Consider the following 19,964-nt stretch of genomic DNA (forward strand, 5'->3'; position numbering starts at 1 on the left):
GATCGAGAATAGGTACCCGATCGGTAACCATGACCTGCCCTATGGTCGTCGCCATGTTGAAGATCGTTGTTTTCGGAGCGGGTGGCAAGGCCGGTGGCACCGCTGTTGTGGAGGCGAGGGCGCGCGGCCATGAGGTCACGCCGCTCGTGCGCTCCGCGGCGGACGTCACGGATGCCGCCGCTGTGGCCAGGGCGGCGGCGGGGCACGATGTGGCGATCGTGGCCGCGGCTGACGCCAATGCCGATCCCGCTGTTTTCTTCCGCGCCGCGGCTGCGAGCCTCGTCACGGGGTTGAAGGAGGCGGGGGTGAACCGCCTCGTCTGGGTCAGCCTCGCGTCGCTGCTGCCCGACGCGAACGGCGTGCCCGTCATGGACATGGCCGGTTTCCCTGCCGAGTTTCAGCCCTTCTCCCTGGCCCACCGTGCGGCCCTGGACATTCTCCGCGGTTCCGACCTTGACTGGGTCGCGGTCAGCCCATCGGGCAACTTCGACCTTGAGGGCAAGCCCGCCGGCGGGTACCACCTCGCGCCCGGCGACCTGGCGGAGCACATCACCTACGCCGATCACGCGCGCGCCCTGATCGATGAGGCCGAGCGGGCCCAGTTCCGGCGAACGCACATCGGGGTGACGAGTTAGCCCTTGGGTGGTGCGCTTACGGTCTGGCCCGCCGAGAGCCGTCGACCGACGCCCGAGACGCGGTGGACGCGACCATGGCGTGACAGGCGAGATCGCCGACCTGTGCCGGGCGACTCGCCTGTCACGGTCGCCTCAGAAGTCGTCGTCGAAGGCGACGGTGCCGGTCACCCCGACCTGGTACGCCGACACCCGCCGTTCGAAGAAGTTGGACAGCTCCTGCACGTCCTGCAACTCCATGAACGCGAACGGGTTGGTCGACCCGTAGTGGACGGGCATGCCGAGCTGTGCGAGCCGCCGGTCGGCGACGTGCTGGAGGTACTGGCGCATGTCGGCCAGGGACATCCCGGACACGCCGTGGCCGAGCAGGTCCTCGGCGAACTGGACCTCGCACTCGACGGCCTCGGTGAGCATCAGGCGGACCTGGTCTGCGAGGTCGTCGTCGAACAGGTCCGGTTCCTCGCGGCGGACGGTGTCGACCACGTCGAAGGCGAAGGCCATGTGCATGGACTCGTCGCGGAACACCCAGTTGGTGCCGGACGCCAGGCCGTGCAGCAGTCCCCGGGAGCGCAGGAAGTAGACGTAGGCGAAGGCGCCGTAGAAGAACAACCCCTCGATGCAGGCGGCGAAGCAGATCAGGTTGAGCAGGAACACCCGCCGGTCCTGCTTCGAACGCAGCTCCCGCAGGTCCTGGAGGGAGTCGATCCAGCGGAAGCAGAACTCGGCCTTACGCCGGATCGAGGGAATGTTCTCGATGGCGTCGAACGCGGCGAACCGCTCGGCCTCGTCGGGCACGTACGTGTCGAGCAGGTTCAGGTAGAACTGGACGTGCACGGCCTCCTCGAACAGTTGCCGCGACAGGTAGAGCCGCCCCTCCGGCGAGTTCACGTGCTGGTAGAGGTTCAGCACCAGGTTGTTGGCGACGATGGTGTCGCCGGTGGCGAAGAACGCGACGAGGCGGCTCACCAGGTGCCGCTCCGCCGGGGAGAGCCGGTCGAGGTCGGCGAGGTCGGCGTGCAGGTCGACCTCCTCCACCGTCCAGGTGTTGCGGATGGCGTCGCGGAACCGGTCGAAGAAGTGCGGGTAGCGCATCGGGCGGAGGGTGAGGTCCATCCCCGGGTCGAGCAGCATGTGTGTGGTCCTCGGGTCGGTGGCGGTGGTGTCGGTCGGGGCGGTCACTGGCAGGCCTCGCACGACTCGGGGTTCTCCAGGGAACAGGCCACCGCCTCGTCGACGGCCACCCCCGCCGCGACGACGCCGACCGGGCCGACGGCGCTGACCGGGCCGGCGGGTGCGACCGTGGCCTGCTGGATCCGGGTGGCGGGGCGGGACCGCAGGTAGTAGGTGCTCTTCAGCCCGGCCTTCCAGGCGTACAGGTACATCGAGGAGAGCTTGCCGATCGTCGGGGCGGCGAGGAACAGGTTCAGCGACTGCGACTGGTCGATGAACGGGGCGCGGGCGGCGGCCAGGTCGATCAGCGCCCGCTGCGGCAACTCCCAGGCCGTACGGAACAGCTGCCGGACCTCCGCCGGCAGTTCCGTGATGCCCTGCACCGATCCCTCGGCGCGCTTGATCGCCGAGCGGACTTCGTCGGTCCACAGGCCGCGGGCCTTCAGTTCGCGTACGAGAGCGGTGTTGACCTGGAGGAACTCCCCGGACAGGGTCTCGCGCTTGAACAGGTTGGACACCTGCGGCTCGATGCACTCGTAGCAGCCGGCGATGGAGGCGATGGTGGCGGTCGGGGCGATCGCCACCAGCAGCGAGTTGCGCAGGCCGTGCGCGGCGACGCGCTCCCGCAGCACCCTCCAGCGCTGCGCCTGGCTGCCCGTGACGCCCCACAGGTCCGGCTGGAGCCGGCCGCGTGCCGCCCGGGTCTCGGCGAAGGCCGGGTGGGCTCCGAAGCGTTCCGCCAGGTCGGCGGAGGTCTCCAGGGCCGTCAGGTACAGCTCCTCGCTGATCCGGGTGGACAGCTCCCGGGCGGCCGGGGAGTCGAACGGCAGCCGCAGGGCGAAGAACACGTCCTGCAGGCCCATCAGGCCGAGGCCGACCGGCCGCCAGCGGGGGTTGCTCGCCGCGGCCTGCGGGGTCGGGTAGTAGTTGATGTCGATGACCCGGTCGAGGAACGTCACGGCGGTGCGGACGGTGGCGCGCAGCCGTTCCCAGTCGAGGCCGCCGTCGGCGAGGTGGGCGGCGAGGTTGACCGAGCCGAGGTTGCACACGGCGGTCTCGGCGTCGCTGGACACCTCGATGATCTCGGTGCACAGGTTGGACAGGTGCACCACGTTGCCCGGCTCGGCGGTCTGGTTGCACAACCGGTTCGCAGCGTCCTTGAACGTCATCCACCCGTTGCCGGTCTGCGCGAGGGTCCGCATCATCCGCCCGTACAGCTCCCGCGCCGGCACCTGCCGCACGTACCGGCCCTGAGCCTCGGCCGCCCGGTACGCCGCGTCGAACTCGTCCCCCCACAGGTCCGGCAGTTCCGGCACCACGTCCGGGTCGAACAGCGACCACACCCCGTCGGCCTCCACCCGGCGCATGAACTCGTCCGGGACCCAGTTGGCCAGGTTCAGGTTGTGGGTGCGCCGGGCATCCTCACCGGTGTTGTCCCGCAGTTGCAGGAACTCCTCGATGTCCGGGTGCCACGGCTCCAGGTAGACGCAGGCCGCGCCCTTGCGCCGGCCGCCCTGGTTGACCGCCGCCACCGAGGCGTCCAGCGTCCGCAGCCACGGCACGATCCCGTTGGACTGCCCGTTGGTGCCCCGGATCAGCGCGCCCCGCGACCGGACCCGGGAGAACGCGATGCCGATGCCGCCGGCGAACTTCGACAGGTTCGCCACCTGCGCGTACCGCTGGTAGATCGAGTCCAGTTCGTCGCGCGGGGAGTCGACCAGGTAGCAGGAGGACATCTGGGTGTGCCGGGTGCCGGAGTTGAACAACGTCGGCGAACTCGGCAGGTACGCCAGGCTCGACATCAACCGGTAGAACTCGATCACCTCGTCCGGGGCGTGGGACAGGCCGCAGGCCACCCGCAGCAACCAGTACTGCGGGGTCTCCGTAACCAGCCGGCTCGTCGGGTGGCGCAGCAGGTACCGGTCGTGGACCGTGCGCAACCCGAAGTACTCGAACCGCAGGTCACCGTGGGGGTCGACGGCGTCATCGAGCTGCGCGGCGTTGGCGGCGACGAACGCGGCGGTGCCGTCGCCGATGAGGCCCTCGACGTGTCCCCGTCGGATCGCCTCGCTGAACGAGCCGATGCCCTGCCTGCGGACCTCCTTGTCGATGTAGCCGGCCAGCAGGCGGGCGGCCAGCCGCGAGTACTGCGGCTCCTCGCCGATCATCTCGGCCGCGGTCTGGATGGACAGCCGGTCCAGCTCGGCGGTCGTCGCGCCGTCGTACAGGCCGCTGATCGTCCGCGTCGCCACCCGCAACGGGTCGACGTCGGCGAGGCCGACCGTCCACCGCTCGACCGCTCCGACGATCCTGTTGACATCGACCGGTTCGGTGCCGCCGTCGCGCTTGCGGACGCGCATCTGCGTCCGTCGCGGGCCCGGTAGGGCTGCCTCGTCGGCCACCATGCCGTCGGCCGGGACAACCTCGGTGACTGCCATCACTCACTCCTCGCGGGCTCGAGACCTGATGGCCTTGGGACGCGTGGAGGCAGACACCGGCGGACGTCACGCCGGCGAGGCGCGGGTCAGGTGGCGTCGGCCGTCCCACGCGGCCTCGGACCGCCGCCCACCCCGGTATGGGTACGCGGCGCGCTGGCAGGTCTTCGGACTCGCGGGCGTGACCGGGCTCGCCGGTCTTCTACTGGCCGTCGCTTCCCAGGCCGCAGGCGGCCCAGTGCTGATGACGGCGGTCGTTCCCACTCACCGCTGCGGGGCAGTCCCGGATTCCCACCGGGTTCCCTCTTGCCTCGACCACCCCGGATGAGCGGCCGAACCAGCTACGGCCGACACCATATATAGGGACTTCGGCGTTGTCACACCCCACATGTCGAGTCCGGGCGTGTCGGAGGCCCGGCGGTGAAGCCTCGTCGATTCCTGCGGCGCAGCGACCGAGCCGATTGGTGGAGCGGGTCTGGATCCAAGGACGGCGGACCCGGCCGGTAGGACCGGAACGGATGTCGACCGGTCGGGTTTCCGACGGGCGTCCGTACACAAGGGATGACGACCTCCTACGGTGACTTCCGGCACGCCAGGGATGGACGTCGCCGGGAATCGACCCGGCGACGCGATTCAGGCGTTTTACAGGGGGTTGTCTCGATGCACGTTCGGAGCCGCGCCATCGCGGGTCTGGTCGCCGGGGCTGTGCTGTTGACAGGCCAACCGGCGGCTGCAGGCAGTGCCGCCGACGAGGTCGCCAACGCCGGCGCTCGCGCCGCCACGGCAACGGTCGGCGGCGGCGGTGCGACACGTACGGCCGTCCGCACGGCCGCGGCCCTGTCGGCGCCGGGGCACACCGGGCTGGTTCCCAGCACGCCGCGCAATGACGTACCGAGGATCACCGACGGCGAGATCACCGACATCGAGGTGATCGGCAACCGGGTCTTCGTCGCCGGCTCCTTCACCGCGATCGCCAACGTCGGCGGGACGCCGGTGGCGCAGCCGTCGCTGGCTTCCTACAACATCGACACGGGCCTGGTCGACACCGGTTTCCAGCCGACGTTCGACGGGTCCGTCGAGGCCGTCGAGGCCTCGCCGGACGGCTCGTCGCTCTATGTCGTTGGCTCGTTCAACACGGTCGGCGGCCTGACGAAGCGCAAGATCGTACGGCTCGACCCGGTCACCGGCGCTCCGATCGCGGCGTTCACCGCGCAGGGGAACGGGCGCGCGACCGCTCTGGCCGTGAGCAGCACCGCGGTGTACGTGGGCGGCCAGTTCACGAAGGTGAACAGTGTGAACCGCGGCGGGCTGGTCGCGCTCAACCCGACGACGGGGGCGGTGGACAGCGGGTTCAACCTGCCCCTGTCCGGCGGCATCGGCGTCGGCGGCATGCTCACCGTGCAGCAGCTCAAGCTGACGCACAACGGCAGCAGCCTGCTGGTCGTGCACACCGGTCGCCAGATCGCCGGCCAGGACCGCTACGGGGTCGGCCTCGTCGACACCGCCACCAAGGCCCTCCTGCCGTGGCGCACCCGCCTCTGGGAGGACAACCTGTCCTTCGTCGGCGGCATCCAGCGGGTCTTCGCCGGTGACGTCGCGCCGGACGACTCCTACTTCGTCGTCACCAGCGGTTCGGGAGGCGACCGCCCGCCGATCAACGACACGGCGATCGCGTTCCCGGTGGCCGGTGCCGACCACGTCGAGCCGATCTGGGTGTCGCGTCACTTCGACAGCATCTACTCGGTCGCCATCACCGAGACGGCCGTGTACGTCGGCGGCCACTTCAGTTGGCAGGAATCGCCGACCTCCAACGTCCCGTGGCCCGGCCTGGACAACGTCGGGTACGGCACGGGCCAGGGCCTGAGCGGCTACGGTCTCGGCGACCAGGTGGTCCGCCGTGACCACCTCGGCGCGCTCGACCCGGCCACGGGCACGGCGATCGAGTGGAACCCGGGTTCCAGCTCGTACGAGGGGGAGAAGGCGATGCTGGCCACCCCGCGCGGCCTCTTCGTCGGTGGCGACGGCAACACCAAGGGCGGCCTGCCGGTGGGGCGGGTCGGGTTCTTCGACCTCGCCCAGGCGCCGGCGCCCTCGCCGGTCGACACGACGATCGTCACGCCCATCGAGGGGGCGGTCAAGCAGGCCAACGCGCCGTTCGCGTTCGGCGGGCAGGCGACTTCTCCGGCCGGCGTCACCAAGGTCGGTATCGAGATCCAGAACCGGGGTTCCAAGAAGTACCTGCAGGACGACCTCACGACGTGGGGCGCCGCCAACAGCATCAACGCGACGGTCGCAGCGGTGAACACCGCCTCGACCTCGTGGTCCCTCACCGTGTCGCTGCCCGTCGGCGAATACCAGGTCCAGGCGAAGACGTTCGGCAACAACGGCCAGAGCGACGCCTCGAAGGCCGTCAAGAAGATCGAGACCTTCAGCTTCGACGACCTGCCGCCGACCACGAAGATCACCTCGCCGCCCGCCGGCCTGGTCGCCGCCCAGAGCTTCGTCGCGACCGGCACCGCCAGCGACGACAAGGGCGTCAGCGCGATGACGTACTCGTTCCGCAGGTCGGACAACCAGTACCTCCAGGACGACGGAACGGCAGCACCGGTCTACAACACCTTCCGCGGCGAGCCGGACGTCATCGGCGCGTTGTCGACCACCTGGCAGGTCGAGGTGGCCCTCCCCACCGAGGGCGAATGGAAGATGACGGCCACCGCCATCGACAACGCCGGTCAGAGTGACCTGCGCGGCGACACCCGGGACTGGATCATCTCGGCGACCGGCGTCGCGCCGTCGGTAGCCGTCACCACCCCCACGCCGATGACGCCGCCCACCGCCGCCGCACCGATCACCGTCGCGCCGGGCGGCTCGATCACGTTCTCGGGGACCGCCGGCGACGACGGCACCCTGAAGTCGGTCGAGGTCTACCTGCGCAACAACACCACGCGCGAGGCGCTGGCGGCCGACGGCACGTGGGGCGCCGACTCGATCGCGGCCTACCACCGGGTCTCACCGATCAACCTGAACGCCTCGTCGTACAACTGGTCGTACACCACCGTGCCGCTGACGCCCGGCGTGTACGACTTCCGGGTGCGGGCCACCGACAACCTGGGCCTGAGCACGGCGAACGCCAACCTGGGCCGGCTCACCGTCACCGCCCAGGTGCCCGGTGACGCCTTCCCGAACGGCCTGTTGAGCTTCACCGGTGTCGACCAGAACGTCGACCAGTTGCACCTCAACCTGGCCGGCACCGCGACCGACAACAACGGCGTGCAGAGCGTGCGGGTGGCGCTGCGCGACCTGGACACCGGCCGGTACGTGCAGCCGAACGGCACCATGGCGGCGAGCTTCGCCACGGTGAACGCCACCCTCGCCTCGCCCGGCGCGACGAGCACCGCGTTCACCCTGTCGATCGACCTGCCGACCAAGGGTGAGTACAGCGTCGAGGCGTGGGCCGTCGACACGGCGGGCCAGCAGGACGGTTCGACCTCCGGCGCCACCGCTCGGTACCTCGTGTATCCGGGCGATCTCGACCCACGGCTGGAGCCGAGCCTCACCCCGCAGGACGGCGAGGTCTACACGGACTCACGGATCGTGGTCACCGGACGTGCCGTGGACGACGTCGGGATGCTCCGGGTGGACGTCCAGATCGTCAACAGCGCCGGCCAGGGGATGAACGCCTCCGGCGTGTTCAGCACGCCGTCGGTCCCGGGCAACTTCCCGTGGATCTCGGTGTTCCTCACCAGCCCGGGATCCCCGGGGTCGAACTTCGCGTACACGTCACCGGTGGTCCCGGCGGGTGCCTACACCGTCTCGGTCAGAGGGACCGACAACTACGGTCAGCTGCAACAGCCGCCGAAGACCGTCCCCGTGACCGTCAGCTGAGTCGATCGGCCGCAGACCGGTCTGCTTCGGGAAGGGCTCCTGCCCCCACAGCAGATCGGTCTGCGGCCCCGCACCGTCGACGCGCTCCCGGTCGGGACGCCATGGCCGGGCCAACTGTCGTCGACAGATCTTGATACACACGGAAACAATAATTATCAACCCACGCCAAAAAGACTTCCATCAATCGATGGACGCATTTCCGCCAATCGCCATCAAGCCAACCTCGCAGTACGATCCCGAAAACCGATCAGACCATTCCATCGGCGTCACGAGCACGATGGAATGGCCGGAGCAGAGGGATGGCGCAGACATGAGACTCCGCCAAAGGATCTTCACCCACCCCCGTCGACCCGGGCTGGCCACCATGGCCGTCCTCGCCACCACCGCCCTGGCCGCCACCGTGCTCGCCGGTCCGGCGTCCTCGGCACCCGCTGCCGAACCGACGCCGGGTGCGATCGGCGAGATCCTGGGCGCCGGCGGTGCGACGGCGGTTCCCGGCAGCTACATCGTGACGCTCAGGGAGAGCGCGGTCGGCGGCCGGTCCACGGTGTCCAGCGCGGTCAGTGGCCTGGCCGGCCGCTACGGCGTGCACCCGGACCAGGTCTGGGACGACGCTTTGAACGGCTTCTCCATGCGGGCGTCGGAGGCGGTCGCCCGCCGGCTGGCCGCCGACCCGGCGGTCGCCCAGGTGGAGCAGGACCGGTTGACCACGCTGGCCACCACGCAACTGAACGCGCCATGGAACCTGGACCGGATCGACGCACCGCTGGGGCTCAGCGGCACCTACAGCTACGTCAGCCAGGGCGCCGGAGTCAAGGCGTACATCGTCGACTCCGGGATCTACATCGGGCACCAGGATTTCGGCGGTCAGGCGATCTACGGCGTTGACGCGGTCGACGGCATGTTGCCTGCGGACGACTGCAGCGGGCATGGCACCCATGCCGCCGGCACCGTCGGCGGGACGACGCACGGGGTGGCCAAGGACGTCGTGCTGGTCGCGGTCAAGGTGTTCGACTGCGTCCTGCCCAGCACCCTGGCGATCCTGATCAGCGGCATCAACTGGATGATCGGCGACCACCTGGCAGGGCAGCCGGCCGTCGCGAACGTCGGGATCCAGTCCACCCCCAGCGCCGCGCTCAACAACGCGGTGGCCGCCGCCGTCGCCGACGGCATCACCGTGACGGCCCCTGCGGGCAACTCGAACGCCAACGCCTGCAACGTCTCACCCGCGTCGGTGCCGACCGTGCTGACCGTGGCCGCGACGCAGTCGAACGACAGTCGGGCCAGCTTCTCCAACTACGGCTCCTGCGTGGACATCTTCGCCCCGGGCGTGGGCATCAGGTCCGCCTGGATCGGCTCACCCTCGGCGGTACAGACGTTGGCCGGCACCTCACACGCCGCACCGCACGTGGCCGGGGCGGCGGCCCGGGTACTGACCAACTACCCGACGTGGACACCGGCCCAGGTGGCGAGCTACCTGTTCGGCGTCGCCAACGTAGCGGTGGGCAACCCGGGCGCCGGTTCGCCCAACCGGCTCCTCTACCTGTCTCCGACGTTCTGATCCGTCACCGCGAGCCGAAGTAGACCTGCCGCATCTGCGGGCTCGCCAGGCATTCCCGGGGATCGCCGTCGAAGGCGACCCGGCCCCGGTCGAGCAGCAGCACCCGGTCGACCAGTCGGGCGACCAGGTCCATGTCGTGGTCGACCAGGATCACCGCATGACCCCGCCGCTTGGCTTTCCGGATCACCCCGGCGATACCGGCCGCCCCCTGCGCGTCGGAGCCGGCGAAGGGCTCGTCGAGCAGCAGCACCACCGGGTCCTGACCCAGTGCCCGACCGACTTCGACGAGTCGTTGCTCGCCCAGGGTCAGGTCGCCCGTCCGGCGGTCGAGGCCCTCGATACCCAGTTCATGCGCCAACTGGCGGACGCCCTCGCGGTCGGCCGCCCGGTTCGGCCGCACCGCACCGGTGAACGCGCCGGCAATCGTCCGCCACGACGTGCTGGGCCGTTGCGCCTGTCGACCGAGCAGCAGGTTGTCCCGGACGCTCAGGTGCAGCGCCAGTTGCGGGTGCTGGAAGGTGCGGCCGAGCCCGACCCGGGCCCGGCGGGAGGCCGGTCCGGTGAGCCGCTGCCCACGCAACAGCAGCTCACCGGCGGTGGCCGCCTGCGCACCGGAGATCAGGTCCACCAGCGTCGTCTTGCCGGCGGAGTTCGGCCCGACCAGCCCGAGGACCTCCCCGGCTCGCAGCTCGAACGACACGTCCGCCAACGCGGTCACCCCGCCGTACCGCTTGGTCAGGCCGCGACCGACCAGCAGTTTCGTCTCGTCCACCGGTACGCCCCCTCCGTGGCAGCGCCAGCGCGCGCCATCTCAACCTGTCGGCGTATCCGATCACACCCCTTCGGCGCGACCAGCATGATCACCAGGCTGAAGGCAACGAGCAGGACCAGGGGTGCTGCGGTCACGAACCAGCAGGCGCCCTTCCCAGGGCCCGCGCCGCGTTGTCGGTGGCCACCTGCCGGGCGTAGTCCCCGCCCCGGTGGGTCACCGTGGCGGCCGGGTCGGCGGTGCCCATCGGGAACGGCCAGTCGCTGCCGAGCACCAGCCGGTCCGCGCCGAAGACCGACACCGCCAGGTCGACCACCGCCGGGTCGTGGGCCAGGTTGTCGACGTAGAGGGTGCGCACCGCCTCGGCCGGGGTGGGCGACAGCACCGGTACGCCCGGCCGGGTGGTGGTGTGCCCGCGCTCCCAGCGCCCGACCACCGCCGGCACGCAACCGCCGCAGTGCACCAGCACGAACCGGATCCCCGGGTACCCGCCGAGCACCCCGCCGAAGACGAGCTGGGCCACCGCCACCGTCGTCTCGACCGGGTTTCCCAGCAGGTTGGCCAGGTAGTAGGGCTCCAGGCGGGGATCCGCCGAGTGCGCGGGGTGCAGTTGCAGGGTGCGCCGGTCCGCGTCGAGGCGCTGCCACAGCGGGCGCAACGCCGGGCCGTCCAACGGTCCGGCGTCTCCACCGGCGGCACCGACCACCCCGGCCCAACGGTCGTCGGCGGCGATCCGGTCGTACTCGGCGAGCGCCACCTCGGGGTGTTCGAACGGCAGGTACGCCAGCGGGGTGAGCCGGGGCCGGTCGGCGACCACGGCGAGCAGGCCGTCGTTGACCGCGCGGACCCACGCCGCCGCCTCCGGCCCGGACAACCGCTGGCGGTAGAAGGGCGGGGGCACGCTGACGATCGCCTCGTCCAGCCCGGCCCGGTCCAGGTGGTCTTCGAGCCGGTCCGGGTGGTACAGGTCGGTCGGTCCGACCCGCTTGCCGCCGAGAAGGGCCGCGCCGTCACCGTCGACCGCGACCCCGGGAAGGTCGGCGGGGCGCAGGTCGGGGGCGAGGTGGGCGTGCATGTCGATGCCGGACACTGGGCTTCCTTAACGGTTGGGTGCGGTGGGGCCGGTGGTCATCTGCCGGTACGCGCGCGCACCGGCTCCCGGGCCGCGGGCACCTCCGCGGCGTCGGTGTTCATCTTGCCGATCACCCGGTCGGCCGCGTGCTGGATGTGGACCTGCACGGCGGCCACCGCCGCCGGCACGTCCCCCGCCACGCACGCGTCGAGGATGGCCCGGTGTTCCCGGACCCGCTCCTCGTTCTGCCCGGTCGGGGTGACCGTGGCGAACCGGTACCGCTCGCTGTTCTCCCAGACCGGCTCCAGGCCGCGCAGCAGCCAGCGCGAGCCGGCAGCCCGGTAGATGGTGAAGTGGAACTCGGTGTGCGCCCGACGGGCAGCCGTGGCGTCGCCGCGCTCGGACGCGGCGACGTGCTCGTCGAGTGCCGCCTCGGCGCGCCGAGCGTCCGCGGCGGTGAACCGGGTCGCCGCCCGCTCGATCAGCGCCGTCTCCATGGCGATCCGGGCCTCGTGGGTGTCGACCGCGTCCTCGACGGTCAGCGGCATGACCCAGGCGCCCTTGTGCTGGACCACCTCGACCAGGCCGATCGCGGCCAACCGCCGGATCGACTCCCGGACCGGGCTCATGCTCATGCCGAGCAGGTCGGCCATCTCGTTGAGCCGCAGCGGGGTGCCGGCCGGCAGCCGACCGGTGAGGATCGCCTCGTGCAGGACCGCGGTCGCCGAGTCGGCGAGGGTGCGGTGCTGCCCGTCGGCTCCGCCGGCACCGACCCGACCGTCATCGCCGGCGTCACCCAGGACGGTTCTACGCTGCGTTGCTGCCACGGTGTGCCTCCGGGTAAAGCCGCTGGTGGATGCCGTCCGCGTCCCGTCGTCTTCGAGAACAAGCGGGACATGATCCTGGTTCATGGGGTGTTTCGGATGCTCCCACAAACGCACCGGCGCGCTTTGGAAATGGTACCAATTTCGCCGCCGTGGAATGGTGCGGGGCGGGGCCACGTTGCCCCGTCCCGCACCCGCCAGGGATCAGTGCAGCTTCGTGAGCCGCACTCGGTTTCGCAGCTCACCGAGCCCTTCCACCCGGGTCACCACCAGGTCGCCGTCGTTCAGGAACACCTGCGGATCGCGGGCGTTCCCGATGCCGCTCGGCGTTCCGGTGAGCACCACGTCGCCGGCCCGCAGGGTCATCCCCCAGCTCAGTTCGGCGATGATCCGGGCGAATGGGAAGGCCATCTGCGCGGTCGACGCGTCCTGGAGCACCACGCCGTTCACCTCGCACCGAATGCGCAGGTCAGCCGGATCCGGCACCTCGTCGACGGTGGTCAGCCACGGCCCGAGCGGCATGGTGGCGTCGATGCTCTTGCCCTTGAGCCACTGACCGCCGTGCGCGCGTTGAAGGTCGCGCTGCGACACGTCGTTGGCGACGCAGAACGCCGCCACGTACGACATCGCGTCGGCCTCGCTCACCGAACGGCAGTCCGCGCCGATGACCAGCGCCACCTCCGCCTCGTAGTCCCACTTGGCGGAGATCCGCGGGTCGTAGGCGATGTCGTCGTACGGGCCGACGACCGTGTCCGGGCCCTTGGTGAAGAAGGTCGGGTGCTTGGGGGGTTCCTCGGGGTCCTGCCCCTCCCGCTTGCCGCGCGACTCCTCGAAGTGGTCCCAGTAGTTCCAGCCCGTGCAGAGGATGTCCCGGTTGAACCGGCGCAGTGGCGCGTCGAGCCGGACCTCGGCCAGCGGCACCGCCGCGACCTGCCGCGCGGCGGCGCGAACCGCGTCCAACGCGTCCGCGCCGCCCCGGATCGCCTCGTCGAGCCCGCCCAGCTCGGCGGGGAGCACGGCGACTGTGTCGCCGTCCACCACCCCGATCCGCCGGCCACCCTCGGCGAGCACGCTGGCCAGCCTCATCCGGCGTCCTGCTCGTCGTCGATCACGCCGATCGCGTTGATCTCGATGAGGTAGTCCTTGTTCACGAACTTGGACACCTCCACCATCGTCGAGGCCGGCGGCTCACCGGTGAAGTACTGCCGGCGCACCTCGTGGATGGCGTTGAAGTCCTCCATGTTGCGGACGTAGACGTCCACCCGCACGATGTCCTCCAGCGACCCGCCGGCCGCCGTCATCGCGGCGCGCAGGTTCTGGCAGACCTGGTGCGTCTGGGCGGAGACGTCACCGACACCGGTGACCCCGCCGGAGCGGTTGCGGGCGGTCATGCCGGACACGAACACCATCCGGCCCCGCGCCCTGATCTGGGTGGCCTGGGCGAAGTGACCGTTCGGGACGGCCAGCTCGGGGGAAACGATCTGCTGCTTGGGCATGGTCATCCTCTCTTTCCGGGGGTGGGGCTAGTGGGCGTCCGCCGGATCGGTGTACCACTGCGGCTGGGTCGGGTAGTGCGGCCCGTCGTAGATCTCCAGCAGGACGCTCTCCTCTTCGGCGAGCGTCGGCCCGTGCAGGCTGCCCTTCGGGTTCCAGTAGAAGGCGCCCGGGGTGAGGGTCAGCCCGGTGGGCACGTAGGTGTACCGGCCGCTGAGGCAGAACATGAACTGGTTGGACGCGTGCGAGTGACGCAGCGGGATGCCGGCTCCCTTGCGGAACCGGATCAGCGAGATGGACGCCTCGGTCTCCTCGTCGCGCCACAGCGCCTTGTGCGAGAGGCCGGCGAGCGTCTTGTCCGCCCAGTCCAGCTCGTCGGTCCGGAGCAGGATCTCGCGGAACCGGGCCAGCACCACGCCGCCCGGGGCGGGCACCAGCTCCTCCCGCGACCGGTCGGCCGCCTCCCCGCCGTAGTTCGACGGCTCGGAGAGGTTGTTGGCCCACTCCTGCGGGTCGACGCCGGCCGGCACCGGCGGCGCCGGCACCAGCGGAGGCAGGTCGCTCACCGGTCGCCCTGACCCGCCACGAGGTTCTCCCCGAGGCACTTCAGCTCGACGAGCCGGCTGTGGTAGCGGGTCGTGCCGTGGTTGGTGAGCATGTGGACCTCCCCAGGCGCGCGGTAGACCACCCCGCCGACGGCCTCGTGCACCAACCGCGGGTCGCCGCCGGCCAGCGCGTCGATCCGGTTGTCGGCGGCCGCCAGCGCGATCACCAGGTACGGGTTGAGGTGGTGGTGCCAGGGCTGCTGCTCACCGGGCTCCAGGCTGATCTCCCAGACCCGCACCTGGTCGTTCTCGAAGACCACCCGCTGGCCGACGGCGCCCAGCTCGACCTGGCTTCCGTCCGGGGCGGTCGCGTGACCGTAGTTACTCATTGTCATCCCTTTCGCAGACGAGGGTGTGGTCAGGCCGGGTCACGGGGCGGTGGGCATCCGGTGATCCGGGAGTAGAGCTGGGCGGCGGTGTCGACCCCGGTGGCCGGGTCGAACGGGACGATCGCCGCGACGTGCCCGTCCGGGCGAACCAGCACCAGGGTGTCGTCGGCAACCCCGAACCGGCGTCGCACCCGGTCGCCCGGGTCGAACAGCGCCCGGTCCCGCAGCCCGGAGTCGTGCGGCGCGTCCCACCGGCTCACCACGTGGTGCCGCAGCGCGGGCGAGTCCTGCGGCGGCAGCGCCGGCCCCCGGCGGGGGTCGGTGAAGTACAGCGCCACGAAGGCATCGGCCGCGAGGTCGTGCAGGTGCACCGTGCCGGACTGGCCGAACAGCGGCAGGTCGGGGCTGCGCGCCCCGGCCAGCACCGGCAGCGGCTCGTCCCCGGCGGCGACCATCGACCAGTCGCCCGTGCCGTCCACGTCGAGGCGTACCCCGAGCATGGCCCGGGTGAACGCGTTGCCCCAGTTGCCGGCGGTCATCACCCCCGGGTCGTCCGCCCGCCGGGCCATGTAGGCCCGCGCCGCCGCGGCCATCGACGCGGAGCCCTTGGTGGCGACCGGCTCCTGCTCGACCTGGTAACCGTCGAGCAGACTCTCATCGGCCCAGCCACGCAGCACCCAGGCCATCCGCCAGGGCAGGTTGGAGGCGTCCAGGACGCCGGTGTTCAGGCCCAGCGCCCACATCGGCGTGATCAGGTGCGCGGCGTCGCCGAGCAGGAAGACCCGCCCGTCCTGCCACCGGTCGGCCACCCGCTGGTGGACGTTGTAGACGTTGGTGCCGACGATCTCCAGGGTCTCGGTGTCCCCGATGAACCGGCGCGCCTTCTCGACCAGTTCCTCCCGGCTCGGCTCGGCCTGCCCGGCCGGCAGCGGGTAGAGGAAGCGCCAGCAGTGCGGCTGGCGGACCAGGATCATCCACTCCTTCGGGTCACCGAAGTAGGCCAGGTACGGGTAGTCGCGGGGGTTCTCCACGTCCAGGTCGACCTTCAGGTCGACCAGCATGTACCGCTCCTGGTACGTCTCGCCCTCGACCACCGCGCCGATCTGCTCCCGGACGACGGACCGGCCGCCGTCGCAGGCCAGCAGGTACCGCACGGGCACGGTCCGCTCCCCCTCGGCGGTACGCAGCCGTAGATCCACCCGGTCCGGGTGCTGGACGAAGTCGAGCAGCCGGTGCCCCATGTGCAGCGCGCCGGGGGCGGTGGCGTCCAGCCGCTGCCGCAGGATCGGCTCCAGCTCGTGCTGCGGGATGTTGATGATGAACGGGAACCGGGTGTCCTCGGTCAGGTCGCCGGTCCGGACGCTGAGCGTCTGGGTGTTGGTGGCCCGGTCCAGCTCGCCGATCTCGTCGATGCGCAGCGACCCGGCCAGCACGTCGTCCAGGGCGCCGTACCGGTGCAGCACCTCCAGGGTGCGGGTGAGGACGGTGCCGGCCTTGGTGTCCAGCGACAGCCGCTCGTCCTCCTCGAAGACCACCACCGGTACGCCGTAGTGGGCCAGGCCCAACGCGGTGACCAGGCCGACCGGCCCGGCACCGACGATTCCCACCGGCAACTGCTCGGTCGTGTCGCTCATTTCGCCTCGCTCATCGGGTAGGCCCGGTCACGGGTAAGGGTGGACCCCGTCATGGTCGCGGCAGGCGAGAGCAGGAACATCAGCGGGCCCACCACGTCGGCCGGGGTGCCGATGCCGGTGGCCCGCTGCCAGTGCTCCCGTTCGCCGCCGGTCGGGTTGGCCTGCTGGAACTGCGGGGTGTCCACCACGCCGGGGAAGACGGTGTTCACCCGGATCCGGTGCTCGGCGACCTCGGCGGCGAGCGACTTGGCGAAGGCGATCAAGGCACCCTTGCTCGCCGCGTAGGCCGACGCCTGTGCCCGGCCGGCGGTGGCCAGGCCCGAGGCGAAGACCAGGATCGCGCCCGAGCGGCGGGCGATCATGTCCGGCAGGACCGCCTGCGCGCACCAGACGACCCCGTCGAGGTTCACCGCCAGCGTGCGGCGCCACTGCTCGGGGTCCATGTCGACCACGTCGCAGCGGGGCTGCACCGCCGCGCCGGCCACCAGGGCGTCGATCCGGCCGTGCTCGGCGAGCACCCGGGCCACCGCGGCGTGCACCGCGTCCCGGTCGGACACGTCCACCCGGTGCTCGTGCACCCGCCCGCCGGGGTGCGGCCGGCCGGGTGCCACGTCGAACACCACGGCCGTGCCGCCCGCGTCGGCGTACGCGTGGGCGAGGGCGGCGCCGATCCCGTTGGCGCCGCCGGTGACCACGAGCACCTCGCCGGTGGCATCGAAACTGGCCTGCATGACTTCCTTCCCCTTCCTCGGACCGGACCGGCTCAGCCGGCGCTGCCCGGCGCGGTGAGCGGCACGCCCAGCCCGGCGGCGACCTCCACCAGCCCGGCGAAGACCGACGGCTGGAGCGCCACCCCCTCGCGCAGCGCCCGGTCGTACCGGCCGGCTTCGATGTCGCCGGGCAGGTGGACCTGTTCCACGCCGGGTGCCAGCGCGGAGCCGAGCACCTGGCCGGCCAGGTCGTCCACCCGGCGGGCGATCTCCTCCGCGTCCTCGGCGAACGCCTCGGCGTCCAGGGCGAGGAAGAAGTGCGCGCAGTCGTTGGGCACCGACACGTCGGCGTAGAGGCCCTGGACCCCCCGGCCGTACGCCCCGCCGGACAGCACCCCGGTGAGCACGTCGATCATGAGGGCGAGCCCGTATCCCTTGTGGGCGCCGGACGGCAGCAGGAGCCCCTTGAGCGCGGCGGCAGGGTCGGTGGTGGGCCGCCCCTGCGCGTCGGTCGCCCAGCTCGCGGGGATCTCGCGGCCCTCACCGGCGGCCAGCCGGACCTTGCCGAGGGCGGCCTCGGACAGCGCCACGTCGAGGATCACCGGCTTGCCGCCGGCGCGGGGTACGCCCACCGCGAGCGGGTTGTTGCCGACCACCGCCGAGGCGCCGCCCGGGGCGGGCATCAGCGGGCGGGTGTTGGCCGCCGCGATGCCGACACAGCCGTTGCGCGCGGCGAAGTCCACGTAGCGGAACGCCCCACCGAAGTGGAACGCCCGGCGGACGGTGACCACGCCGACGCCGTACGCCTGGGCCTTCGCCACCGCCAGCCGCATCGCCTGGTCACCGGTGAGCTGCCCCAACGCGTGGCCGGCGTCGAGCACCGCGATGGCGCCCTTGTCCCGAACCACCTCGGCCCGCTCGGCCCGGCTGACCGAGCCGGCCCTGATCCGGTCGACGTACATCGGCAGCAGCATCACCCCGTGCGAGCCGATCCCGCGCATGTCGGCGTCCACCAGGGACCCGGCGACCAGGCCGGCCGCCTGATCGGAGAACCCCAGTGCGCCGAAGACCGAGGCGACCGCGTCGGTGAGCCACCGGACCGGGACCGTCGGCTGGAGGTCCGGCGCGCTCATGACCGGTCCGCCCAAGGCACGAAGAACCGCTCGACTGCGGCGAGCAGGTAGAACAGCACGACACTCATCACCCCGAGCAGAATCATCGCGGCGAAGGCCAACGCGGTGTCGGCGCTCGCGCCGGAGGCGACGATCGCGTAGCCCAGCCCCTCGGTGGCGCCGACGAACTCGGCGATCACCGCGCCGATGACGGCGAGGGTGATGGCGAGCTTGAGACCGACGAAGAGCTGCGGGACGGCGGCCGGCATCCGGATCATGCGGAACGTCTGCCACCAGTTGGTCTTCAGCGACCGGCCCAGCTCCACCAGGTCGGCCGGGGTGGAGCTGAGCCCGGCGGCGGTGGAGATGACGATCGGGAAGAAGCACACCAGGAAGACCAGGAAGACCTTGGGGAACTGGCCGAAGCCCATCCACACCACCAGCAGCGGCGCGACGGCCACCTTCGGTACGGCGTTGAGCATCAGCAGCAGCGGGTAGACGGTCCGCTCCAGCATCCGCGAGGCGGTGACGATCAGCGCCAGCGGCACCCCGACCGCGATGGCCAGCAGGAAGCCCAGCAGCGTCTCGCCGAGAGTGACCAGGGTGTTGTCCCACAGGTAGTCGGCCTGCTCGACCATGGCCTGCCCCACCTGCACCGGGGACGGCAGGATGAAGCTCTCCACCTCGAAGACGACCGTGATCGCCCACCACAGGGCGACGGCGGCCACGACGCCGAGCACGGGCGGAAGGTGCTGGAGCCAGCGGGCGTCCGAGCGCGGCTTGTCGGGGCGGGTACGGCGGGACTCGGTGACCGTCACCGTGCCACCTCCTCGGGGGTCATGAGCAGGTCGTGCAGGCGGGCGCGCAGTTCGCCGAGCTCGGCCGAGTGGCCGTCGTGTCCCAGCGAACGGGGACGGTCGATGTCGATGTCCACGATCTGCCGGAGCCGGCCCGGTCGCGGGCTGAGCACGACGACCCGGTCGGCGAGCAGCACGGCCTCGTCGACCGAGTGCGTCACGAACAGCACGGTCGAGGCGTGTTTCATCTGCAGGCGCTGGAGTTCCACCGTGAGGTCGGCGCGGGTGAGCGCGTCGAGCGCGGAGAACGGCTCGTCCATCAGCAGCACCCGGGGCTGCTGGATGAGGGCCCGGCACAGCGAGACCCGCTGCTGCATGCCGCCGGAGAGCTCGTGCGGCAGGCGCTTCTCGAAGCCGTTCAGCCCGACCAGGTCGAGCAGTTCGTGCGCGCGGGTCCGGGCTTCCCGCCGGTCCAGTTTGAACACCTGGGTCGGCAGCAGCACGTTGTCGACGACCGACCGCCACGGCAGCAGCGCCGGGCGTTGGAACATGAAGCCGACGTCCCGGCGGGGCCCGTTGATCGGGGTGCCGGCGACGGTAATCTCGCCGGAGGTGGCCGACTGGAGGCCCGCCACCAGCCGCAGCAGGGTGGACTTGCCGCAGCCGGACCGCCCGACGATCGCCACGAACTCGCCGTCGGCGACCTCCAGCGACACATCGCGCAGGGCCTCCACGTCACCGGCCCGGGTGCGGAAGATCTGCGAAACGTTACGAATTCCGATCATGGTCTCGCCCCTCGCGGTGGGGGGGGGGCCCGGCCGCCCCCCCCCCCCCCCCCCGGGCGTTGGGGGGGAAGGGGGGTAGAAAAGTGGGCGGGGGGGGGGCGGGCGGGGGGGGGGGGGGGGGGCAGGGGGGGCGCGCGGGGGGGGAGAAGC

The 19,964-nt window shown here is 71.2% G+C and carries 17 protein-coding genes and 1 riboswitch; of the genes, 3 read left to right on the forward strand and 14 right to left on the reverse strand.

Translation table 11 applies throughout. The annotated features are described in order from the left end of the window. Window positions 1–53 precede the first annotated feature (53 nt). Window positions 54–635, forward strand: coding sequence for an NAD(P)-dependent oxidoreductase (locus tag ABT023_RS10795; RefSeq protein WP_350883969.1), 582 nt, complete (start codon window positions 54–56; stop codon window positions 633–635). Between the two features lie 132 nt (window positions 636–767). On the opposite strand, the gene ABT023_RS10800 is transcribed toward ABT023_RS10795, so the two are convergent. Together ABT023_RS10800 and ABT023_RS10805 are read right to left on the reverse strand one after the other, a co-directional pair. After that, on the reverse strand, window positions 768–1,763 hold the full coding sequence (locus tag ABT023_RS10800) for a ribonucleotide-diphosphate reductase subunit beta (protein ID WP_350884015.1): 996 nt from the start codon (window positions 1,761–1,763) through the stop codon (window positions 768–770). A 44-nt stretch (window positions 1,764–1,807) separates the two neighbouring features. After that, the gene (locus ABT023_RS10805; RefSeq protein ID WP_350884017.1) at window positions 1,808–4,207 is read right to left on the reverse strand and encodes a ribonucleoside-diphosphate reductase subunit alpha; all 2,400 of its coding nucleotides are present in this window, start codon (window positions 4,205–4,207) and stop codon (window positions 1,808–1,810) included. Window positions 4,208–4,378: 171 nt separating this feature from the next. Continuing rightward, window positions 4,379–4,594: riboswitch (cobalamin riboswitch) on the reverse strand. A 303-nt stretch (window positions 4,595–4,897) separates the two neighbouring features. Here ABT023_RS10805 and ABT023_RS10810 point away from each other — a divergent pair. After that, the gene (locus tag ABT023_RS10810) at window positions 4,898–8,122 is read left to right on the forward strand and encodes a hypothetical protein (RefSeq protein ID WP_350883971.1); all 3,225 of its coding nucleotides are present in this window, start codon (window positions 4,898–4,900) and stop codon (window positions 8,120–8,122) included. A gap of 310 nt (window positions 8,123–8,432) precedes the next feature. Continuing rightward, window positions 8,433–9,683, forward strand: a complete 1,251-nt coding sequence (locus tag ABT023_RS10815; protein ID WP_350883973.1) for a S8 family peptidase — start codon at window positions 8,433–8,435, stop codon at window positions 9,681–9,683. A 4-nt stretch (window positions 9,684–9,687) separates the two neighbouring features. Here the strand turns inward: ABT023_RS10815 and ABT023_RS10820 are convergent, their stop codons facing one another. The 12 genes from ABT023_RS10820 to ABT023_RS10875 all read right to left on the reverse strand — a co-directional run bounded on the left by ABT023_RS10820 (window position 9,688) and on the right by ABT023_RS10875 (window position 19,814). Continuing rightward, window positions 9,688–10,455, reverse strand: a complete 768-nt coding sequence (locus tag ABT023_RS10820; RefSeq protein ID WP_350883975.1) for an ABC transporter ATP-binding protein — start codon at window positions 10,453–10,455, stop codon at window positions 9,688–9,690. 130 nt (window positions 10,456–10,585) lie between these two features. Beyond that, window positions 10,586–11,542 carry an amidohydrolase family protein gene (locus ABT023_RS10825; RefSeq protein ID WP_350883977.1) on the reverse strand — a complete coding sequence of 319 codons (957 nt, stop codon included), beginning with the start codon at window positions 11,540–11,542 and terminating at the stop codon, window positions 10,586–10,588. A 38-nt stretch (window positions 11,543–11,580) separates the two neighbouring features. Then, window positions 11,581–12,351 (reverse strand): GntR family transcriptional regulator, encoded by a 771-nt coding sequence (locus ABT023_RS10830; protein ID WP_350883979.1) that lies wholly within the window; start codon window positions 12,349–12,351, stop codon window positions 11,581–11,583. 201 nt (window positions 12,352–12,552) lie between these two features. Then, window positions 12,553–13,434, reverse strand: coding sequence for a fumarylacetoacetate hydrolase family protein (locus ABT023_RS10835; RefSeq protein ID WP_350883981.1), 882 nt, complete (start codon window positions 13,432–13,434; stop codon window positions 12,553–12,555). Next, complete coding sequence (locus ABT023_RS10840) at window positions 13,431–13,844, reverse strand: RidA family protein (RefSeq protein WP_350883983.1); 414 nt, start codon at window positions 13,842–13,844, stop codon at window positions 13,431–13,433. Before ABT023_RS10840 ends, ABT023_RS10835 begins: the two co-directional genes overlap by 4 nt. A 27-nt stretch (window positions 13,845–13,871) precedes the next feature. Beyond that, window positions 13,872–14,408: a cupin domain-containing protein gene (locus ABT023_RS10845; protein ID WP_350883985.1), complete on the reverse strand. Its 537-nt coding sequence runs from the start codon at window positions 14,406–14,408 to the stop codon at window positions 13,872–13,874. Continuing rightward, window positions 14,405–14,776, reverse strand: a complete 372-nt coding sequence (locus ABT023_RS10850; protein ID WP_350883987.1) for a cupin domain-containing protein — start codon at window positions 14,774–14,776, stop codon at window positions 14,405–14,407. Before ABT023_RS10850 ends, ABT023_RS10845 begins: the two co-directional genes overlap by 4 nt. A gap of 29 nt (window positions 14,777–14,805) precedes the next feature. After that, window positions 14,806–16,410 carry an FAD-dependent monooxygenase gene (locus ABT023_RS10855; protein ID WP_350883989.1) on the reverse strand — a complete coding sequence of 535 codons (1,605 nt, stop codon included), beginning with the start codon at window positions 16,408–16,410 and terminating at the stop codon, window positions 14,806–14,808. Further along, on the reverse strand, window positions 16,407–17,141 hold the full coding sequence (locus tag ABT023_RS10860; RefSeq protein WP_350883991.1) for an SDR family NAD(P)-dependent oxidoreductase: 735 nt from the start codon (window positions 17,139–17,141) through the stop codon (window positions 16,407–16,409). Before ABT023_RS10860 ends, ABT023_RS10855 begins: the two co-directional genes overlap by 4 nt. Before the next feature lie 32 nt (window positions 17,142–17,173). Then, on the reverse strand, window positions 17,174–18,253 hold the full coding sequence (locus tag ABT023_RS10865) for an Ldh family oxidoreductase (RefSeq protein ID WP_350883993.1): 1,080 nt from the start codon (window positions 18,251–18,253) through the stop codon (window positions 17,174–17,176). Then, window positions 18,250–19,050, reverse strand: coding sequence for an ABC transporter permease (locus ABT023_RS10870; RefSeq protein ID WP_350883995.1), 801 nt, complete (start codon window positions 19,048–19,050; stop codon window positions 18,250–18,252). The genes ABT023_RS10865 and ABT023_RS10870 overlap by 4 nt, the downstream gene beginning before the upstream one ends. Continuing rightward, window positions 19,047–19,814 carry an ABC transporter ATP-binding protein gene (locus ABT023_RS10875; protein ID WP_350883997.1) on the reverse strand — a complete coding sequence of 256 codons (768 nt, stop codon included), beginning with the start codon at window positions 19,812–19,814 and terminating at the stop codon, window positions 19,047–19,049. Before ABT023_RS10875 ends, ABT023_RS10870 begins: the two co-directional genes overlap by 4 nt. Window positions 19,815–19,964 lie beyond the last annotated feature (150 nt).

This window comes from Micromonospora sp. NPDC002296, from assembly GCF_040296145.1.
Lineage (GTDB): Bacteria > Actinomycetota > Actinomycetes > Mycobacteriales > Micromonosporaceae > Micromonospora.